Genomic DNA, 6,854 nt, shown 5'->3' on the forward strand with positions numbered 1-6,854 from the left:
AGGCGTGCCGCGATCCGCCCGTCGCCGGTCGTGGCGCGCCGCCCGCCTTGATGTCGCGGCGCGGGCGAGCGCGAGGCTCATCTGGTGCGCCAGAAGCTCGTCGAGGGCGAGGCGCCGCCAGGGCATGCCGGTCGGCTGCGCATCCGTGGGCGTCGGCGGGCGGTGCAGGCGCTCCAGCGCCTCCCGGAACGAGGGCAGGCCGCTGCCCGGCGCGGCGTGGGGCAGCCATTCGGCAAGGTCCGGCACCCGGCCCAGCGCCGACGCCATGGCGCGGCGCAGGTGGCCGGCATGCAGGCCCTCCACCAGCGGATAGACCTGTTCCACCGGCGGCAGGCGGGCGAGGCCGGCGGCATCCAGCACCCGGTCGGGATGCACCATCTGGCGCAGGCCGTCATAGCGCTCGATCCGCCCGCACAGCCAGCGGGTCGCGCCCTCGGGCAGCATGTGGGCCATGCGCGCGGCATCGGCCTTGAAATGCACCACCACCATGTCGCCGGTGGCATCCGAGACGAACGTGCGATGCGGCGCGCGGCTGCCGGCGGGGGGCGCCTGGTGGCCGTCGACGCGCACCTCCAGCGTCACGTCCTCACCTCGCGCGCCTCGGCATGGTGGGCCGGGGCGCGCCGGTCCACGAAGCCGGAGGGCATGTGGAACAGCAGGTCCACCACCCGCGGGGTCTCCCGGCCGAGCAGGCGCGCGAACGGACGGACGGTCTTCGGACCGATGCCGTCGAGGCTGGTGAGCGGCGCGAACAGGGGATCGAGGGCAGCCGGGCGCATGGCGCCGGGAGGGTGGCCGAGCCGGGCCGCGGACGCAAGCTCTTGGCCGGAAGGACGTCCAGGGACGCCTGGGGACGCCCGAGGACGCCTGGAGTGTTCGGGTGCGGCGGTCCCCTCCGCCCAAGAGGCTGCCCGAAGCGTTGCGCCATGTCGGCGGAAATCACGCTACACCAAACTTCCAGTGGAACTTGAACCGGGGGCAAATCTGTTATGTTTTCAGCCGGTAGTTCGTGCGTATGAGCAAAGACGATGAATCACATGGAGCCGGAGGGAGAGGTCGCGGACGGCGAGAGGGCCGAGCGGATGGCCTTCATCCTGGGCCTGCGCCAACGCGGCCTACGCGATGTGGCGGTGCTGCGCGCGCTCGAACTGGTGCCGCGGCCGCTGTTCGTCGATCCGGGGCTGCGCCGCCATGCCTATGACGACGTGGCGCTGCCCATCGCCTGCGGCCAGACCATGTCGCAGCCGAGCCTGGTGGCGGCCATGACCGAGGCCCTCTCCGTGACCGCCGACCACACGGTGCTGGAGGTGGGCACCGGCTCGGGCTACCAGGCGGCGGTGCTGGCGCACCTGGCGGCCCGGGTGGTGACGGTCGACCGCTATCGCTCGCTGGTTTCGGAGGCGCAGACCCGGTTCGAGGTGTTGGGGCTCAAGAACGTCACCGCTTATGTGGGCGACGGCATGCTGGGCATGCCGGCCCGCGCGCCGTTCGACCGCATCATGGTCACAGCCTCGGCGCCGGACATTCCCATGGCCCTGGTGGACCAGCTCAAGCTCGGCGGCGTCATCGTCATGCCGGTCGGCGCGCCGGACGAGCCCCAGTCGCTGGTGCGCTATGTGAAAGAGCAGGCGGGGCGCACCCGCACCGAGTTCATGAAGGCGCGGTTCGTACCGCTCGTTCCTGGCGCGGCGGCCACACTCTGACACAACTTTCGGTTCGCCGGTGCCCGGGTAGGCTGGGCTCTTGGCAAGGTGACGGCGCTCGACTATCCACCGGCCGCTGGTCCCGGTCCGGAGTGGAAGGTACGCGTCGTGCGCCGTTGGCGGTCTCTTCTCGCATGCGTGCTGATCACCGGCCTGGCCGCCGGCTGCGCCGGCCGGCCCTCGGGCGTCCTCATTCCGGTCCCCGACACGGTGCCCGGCACCGGCCGCGTGAACATGGTGGTCGCCACGGTGCGCAAGCGCGTGGACACGCCGGACATCTTCTCCGGCGAGCGCGGCTGGCATCCCTCTTATGCCGAGGTCACGGTCTCGCTGCCGCCGGATGGCGCGCGCAAGGTGGGCGACGTGCAGTGGCCCCGCACCGTGCCCGGCAATCCGGCGACCGACTTCGTCACCACCAAGCTCGAGGAACTGACCCAGGCGCAGGCCGTCTCCTGGTTCAACGATCGCATCCAGAAGACGCCCGGCCGGCAGGCGCTGGTGTTCGTGCACGGCTTCAACCAGCGCTTCGACGATGCGGTGTTCCGCTTCGCCCAAATCGTGCACGATTCCGGCGCGGACGTGACGCCGGTGCTGTTCACCTGGCCCTCGCGCGGCTCGATCCTCGCTTACGGCTACGACCGGGAGAGCACCTCCTATTCCCGCGACAGCCTGGAGCGCATGCTCACCTTCATGGCAAAGGACCCGAAGGTGGGGGAGATCTCCATCCTGGCGCATTCCATGGGCAACGTGGTGACGCTGGAGGCGCTCCGGCAGATGGCGATCCGCAACGGCCGCATCCTGCCCAAGATCAAATATGTGATGCTCGCCGCGCCGGACGTGGACGTGGATGTCTTCCACACGATCATGCGCGAGCTGGGCGAGCCGCGGCCGCAATTCACCCTGTTCGTGTCGCAGGACGACAAGGCGCTGGCGGTGTCGAAGCGGGTGTGGGGCGACGTGCCGCGCATCGGCCAGGTCAATCCCGAGGTCGAGCCCTACCGCACGGAGTTCGAGCGCTACAAGATCAACGTGCTCGACCTGACCAAGCTGAAGACCGACGACCCGCTCGCCCACGGCAAGTTCGCGTCAAGCCCGCAGGTGGTGCAGGCCATCGGCGCGCGGCTCGCCCAGGGGCAGACCATGACCGACAGCCGGGTCGGGGTGGGCGAGCACATCGTCGAATTCACCACCAACGCCGCCTCCACGGTGGGACAGGCGGCCGGCCTGGTGATCGCCGCGCCGGTGGCGGTGGTGGACCCGAACACCCGCGAGAATTACGGCCGGCACATGGAGAACCTCGGCAACGTCGCCGCCGATGCCGCCAGTTCCGGCCGCTCCGTGGCGACGACCGCGCCGGGCCAATGAGCGATGCGGGGCGGCAGGCGCCCCGCGTTCCTGTGTCCCGCGGATCGGATCGGGCGCCAAATCATTGGCAGAGACACGCGACTCGATCAGCTTGCGGTGCAAGCTGATCGGGGCTTGCGCTAGCCCCGTTCGCTTGCCGGCGGGAAATGCCATTTCCCGTTGCGGATCGGCAGGAAGCTGCCGTCGTCGACGCCCACCTCCGCGGCGATCCGTCCGTTGAGCTTGGCGTTCATGGCAAGGATCAGCTCGCCATTGGCCTTGGGATCCGCGGCGAGGTTCACGGTCTCGTCGGGATCGCTTTGGAGATCGTAGAGTTCGAGGTCGTTGTTCGCGAGCAGGCTTTCAAAGGTCGTCGGGGTGTTGAAGCCGACCGGCGAGAAATACCGGCTGAACCGATAGCGCCCGTCGAACACGCTGCGGATGCTGCAGCGATTGCCGAAATCGGGGTCATGCTTCTGCAATTCCACCAGCTTCCCGGCGAGCGGGACCTTCTTGTCGTCCATATAGACGTCGAATTGCGTCGCCCATTTCGCGTCCTGGAACGTCAGCATGTCGTAGCAGAACAACGCTCCGGGCCGGAGCGAGGTGGCATCGGCCGCCTTCGGGTTGCTCATGAGGGGAGAGAAGTCGCGACCGGCCAGTCCCGCGCCGACCTTGTTCAACGTGTCCGGGCTCGCGCCGGTCAGGGCCAGAAGAGTGGGCACCAGGTCCACCTGCGAGGTCACCGCGTTGCAGGTGATCCCGCCCGGATAGGCCGGGTGCACCACCATCAGCGGCAGATGGACCTGCTGGCGGTAGGTGCAATTGCCCTTGCCGCGCATCTGGTGGTGGCCGCCCAGTTCGCCGTGGTCGGCGGTGAAGACGACGATGGTGTTCTCGGCGAACCCGTTGGCCTTGAGCGAGTCCAGCACGCGGGAGACCTGTAGGTCGCAATCGCGGATGCAGTTGAAATAGTAGTTCTGCAGCACCCGCCAGCGGCGGTCCTCGTTCGGCCAGGGGCCGACCAGCACGTCCATCACCTGCTGGTAGATGTGGTGCGCCTTCGGCCGCCCGGGCGCGGTCCACGCCTGGGTCCGCGTGGTGGGCAGGGGCACCTCGTCCCAGGTCGCCTTGTAAAGATCATTGGCGGGCGCGCGGGCGATGGGCATCGCCGTCTTCTTGCCTTGCACCGTCTGGCGCGGCAGGTCGGAATTGATGAACATCACGTCGTGCGGATTGACGAAATTCACCGCCAGGAACCAGGGTTTGCCCGCCTGGGCGAGGTCCTGGGCCTTGGTGCGGAACCAGCGCGTCACGAACGCGGTGGTCGTGTCGTCGTAATTGTAGCCGCCGAGCGTGGTGTCATTGATGTCGCCAACCCCGAAGAAGTCGTCGAACCCGTAGCTTTCAATGATCTTGCGATATTCCAGAAACGGCGCCTCGATCGCCGCGTCCACCTGATCCAGATTGGCCGAAAGGTGCCATTTGCCCTGGTAGGCGGCGTGATAGCCGATCTGGGCCATGCGATGCCCGATGGTCTTCACATCGGTCGACATCGCCGCCTGCCAGAGGGAGTTGGCGTTGTCGAAGATGCCGGTGTGGGGGATGTGCAGGCCGGTATAGAGGGTCGAGCGCGCGGGCGAGCAGACGCAGGCTGCGCCCTGATGGTTGGTGAAGGTGATGCCGTTCTTCTTGATCCATTCGCGGCCTGGCACCGGGAACGGCCAATCCTCGAAGAAGTGTTCCTGATCAACCAGAATAAAGAGGATGTTGTAGCCGCCGGGCGGCGCGTCCGGCGCCTTGATGGGCGAGTGCGTTACGCTGGCGTCCGCCTGCGCCGCCTTCGGCAGCAGGCTGGCACCGAAGAGTGCCGCACCCGACGAAATCAGGTCACGACGGGTAGGCTCCACCGTCGACTCGGGCTTCTTTGGCATAAGCGCCCCCCAATTTTCGCTGCATCTTAAACTAGACTGGAATTACTTCCTGTCGCAATCCTGCAGCGCTCCTGCGGACGGCCCGCATCGTAGCGCTGCGTGATGGCGTTCCTGCGTCGTCCGCGTTGCATCCCGACGGGTCGCTTGCGCGTGTTCCGGAGTCTTTCAGGGCGCCCGCGAGACCGGAAGGGGAAGCGCATTGCGGCGTCGCTCCGGGAAAAATGCGCAGCCCATGTCACACGGGCGGCTGCCGCTTCGTCTTGTCCGCGTTATCCCACGAGGATGGAGACCGTCATGACCACGCCGCGCATCGCCAACCCGTATTCGCTCGCTCCCGAGACCATCAAGGCCATGATGGGCGTGGAGGCGACCCTTGCCGCCAGCGGCCTCGACCACATCTTGCTTGAGCTGGTGAAGCTGCGCGCCTCGCAGATCAACGGCTGCGCCTTCTGCATCCACATGCACGCCACCGACCTGCGCAAGCACGGCGAGAGCGAGATGCGGCTCTACATGCTCGACGCCTGGCGTGAATCGAGCCTCTATTCCGAGCGCGAGCGCGCCGCGCTGGCCTGGACCGAGGCGCTCACCCGCCTTGCGCAAACCGGTGCGCCGGACGAGGATTTCGCCCTGGTCCACGCAGCCTTCACGGAGAGCGAGGTGGTGCGCCTGACCCTGGCCATCGGCGCCATCAATGTCTGGAACCGGCTGCAGGTGGGCCTCAGGGCCGCCCATCCGGTCGATACGGCCCATGCCGCCTGACGCGGCCGCTCAAGCGTTCGAGGCGCACCGGCCCGGTCTGGTGCGCCTCGCTTACCGCATGCTCGGCTCCATGGCCGAGGCGGAGGACGTGGTCCAGGACGCCTGGCTGCGCTGGAGCCGTGCCGAGCGGGACGAGGTGCGCGAGCCGAAGGCCTGGCTTCGCCGCACCGTGACGCGCCTGTGCCTCGACGTGATGAAGTCCGCCAAGGCGCGCCGCGAGACCTATGTGGGCAGCTGGCTCCCCGAGCCGGTGATCGAGCCGGAGGACGAGGCCCTGCGCGCCGACGAGATCACGCTGACGCTGATGCTCGCGCTGGAGCGTCTCTCGCCGCTGGAGCGGGCCGCCTTCCTGCTGCACGACGTGTTCGCGGTGCCGCTGGACGAGGTGGCGTCGACGCTCGACCGCCAGCCGGCGAGCGTGCGCCAGCTGGCGGTGCGGGCGCGGGCGCACGTGCGGTCCGCCGCGCCGCGCTATCCGGTGGACAAGGCGGAGGGCGCGCGCATCGCACAGGCGTTCTTCGCCGCTTCCACGTCCGGCGATGTCGCGGCGCTGCGCGCCATGCTGGCCGAAGACGTGGTGCTGAAGGCGGACGGGGGCGGGAAGGTCACCGCCTTCCTCAATCCCATCCAGGGCCTCGCGCGCGTGCTGCGCCTGTTCGTCGGGCTCCACCGCAAGCGCGCGCACGCGCCGGCGCAGTTCGTGCGCGCGGCGGTCATCGACGGGCTGCCGGGATATGTCAGCCGGGAGCGCCACGGCGTGCTGCAGACCACGGCCCTTGAGCTGGAGGCGGGACGGATCGTCGCCATCTACGTCACCCGCAACCCCGACAAGCTGGCGCGGGTGGCGCACATGGTGGCGGCGGACACGCCGCGCGAAGCCTGAGGGCGGCGCGGTCCTGCCGGCGTTGTCGCCGGGTCCCACCGCACACGTCGCGCGCGGGCGATGATAGAGTGCGCCGACGACGCGATTCACCGGGGTCGCGTTCTGACACGCATCGCCGCACAGGGGCCGCCCATGATTTCCCGCCGCCGTCTTCTGAAATCCCTGCTGCTCGCGGCCGCGCCGGCCTCCGCCGTCGGGGCGCTGACCGGCAGCGCCGCGGCGCAGCAGTGG

General features: G+C 68.7%; 6 protein-coding genes and 1 pseudogene. 4 read left to right on the forward strand and 3 right to left on the reverse strand.

Annotation, left to right across the window (positions count from 1 at the left end; translation table 11 throughout):
- Both AC2W7M_RS16710 and AC2W7M_RS16715 read right to left on the reverse strand, forming a co-directional pair.
- Positions 1-582: pseudogene (locus AC2W7M_RS16710) on the reverse strand (ATP-dependent DNA helicase RecG); the annotation flags it as partial.
- Positions 579-779 (reverse strand): hypothetical protein, encoded by a 201-nt coding sequence (locus AC2W7M_RS16715; protein ID WP_486133411.1) that lies wholly within the window; start codon positions 777-779, stop codon positions 579-581. The pseudogene AC2W7M_RS16710 and the gene AC2W7M_RS16715, both read right to left, overlap by 4 nt.
- A 258-nt stretch (positions 780-1,037) precedes the next feature.
- Between AC2W7M_RS16715 and AC2W7M_RS16720 the strand changes: the two genes are divergently transcribed.
- Positions 1,038-1,703 carry a protein-L-isoaspartate(D-aspartate) O-methyltransferase gene (locus AC2W7M_RS16720; RefSeq protein WP_486133413.1) on the forward strand — a complete coding sequence of 222 codons (666 nt, stop codon included), beginning with the start codon at positions 1,038-1,040 and terminating at the stop codon, positions 1,701-1,703.
- 138 nt (positions 1,704-1,841) lie between these two features.
- Entirely contained in the window at positions 1,842-3,068 is a 1,227-nt protein-coding gene (locus AC2W7M_RS16725; protein ID WP_486133415.1) for an alpha/beta hydrolase, read from the forward strand.
- A gap of 119 nt (positions 3,069-3,187) precedes the next feature.
- Here the strand turns inward: AC2W7M_RS16725 and AC2W7M_RS16730 are convergent, their stop codons facing one another.
- Positions 3,188-4,957, reverse strand: a complete 1,770-nt coding sequence (locus AC2W7M_RS16730) for a sulfatase family protein (RefSeq protein WP_486133417.1) — start codon at positions 4,955-4,957, stop codon at positions 3,188-3,190.
- Positions 4,958-5,275: 318 nt separating this feature from the next.
- Here AC2W7M_RS16730 and AC2W7M_RS16735 point away from each other — a divergent pair, with 318 nt between their 5' ends.
- Together AC2W7M_RS16735 and AC2W7M_RS16740 are read left to right on the forward strand one after the other, a co-directional pair.
- Positions 5,276-5,740, forward strand: a complete 465-nt coding sequence (locus AC2W7M_RS16735; RefSeq protein WP_486133419.1) for a carboxymuconolactone decarboxylase family protein — start codon at positions 5,276-5,278, stop codon at positions 5,738-5,740.
- On the forward strand, positions 5,730-6,623 hold the full coding sequence (locus tag AC2W7M_RS16740; protein ID WP_486133421.1) for a sigma-70 family RNA polymerase sigma factor: 894 nt from the start codon (positions 5,730-5,732) through the stop codon (positions 6,621-6,623). The genes AC2W7M_RS16735 and AC2W7M_RS16740 overlap by 11 nt, the downstream gene beginning before the upstream one ends.
- The last annotated feature ends 231 nt before the right edge of the window (positions 6,624-6,854 follow it).

Source organism: Xanthobacter sp. BG11Y11_SDJG (assembly GCF_057364445.1).

Bases quoted from the DNA above. Each gene is read 5' to 3' on its own strand.
- AC2W7M_RS16715 (WP_486133411.1), bottom strand. From the start codon at position 779: ATGCGCCCGGCTGCCCTCGATCCCCTGTTCGCGCCGCTCACCAGCCTC.
- AC2W7M_RS16720 (WP_486133413.1), top strand. From the start codon at position 1,038: ATGGAGCCGGAGGGAGAGGTCGCGGACGGCGAGAGGGCCGAGCGGATG.
- AC2W7M_RS16740 (WP_486133421.1), top strand. From the start codon at position 5,730: ATGCCGCCTGACGCGGCCGCTCAAGCGTTCGAGGCGCACCGGCCCGGT.
- AC2W7M_RS16735 (WP_486133419.1), top strand. From the start codon at position 5,276: ATGACCACGCCGCGCATCGCCAACCCGTATTCGCTCGCTCCCGAGACC.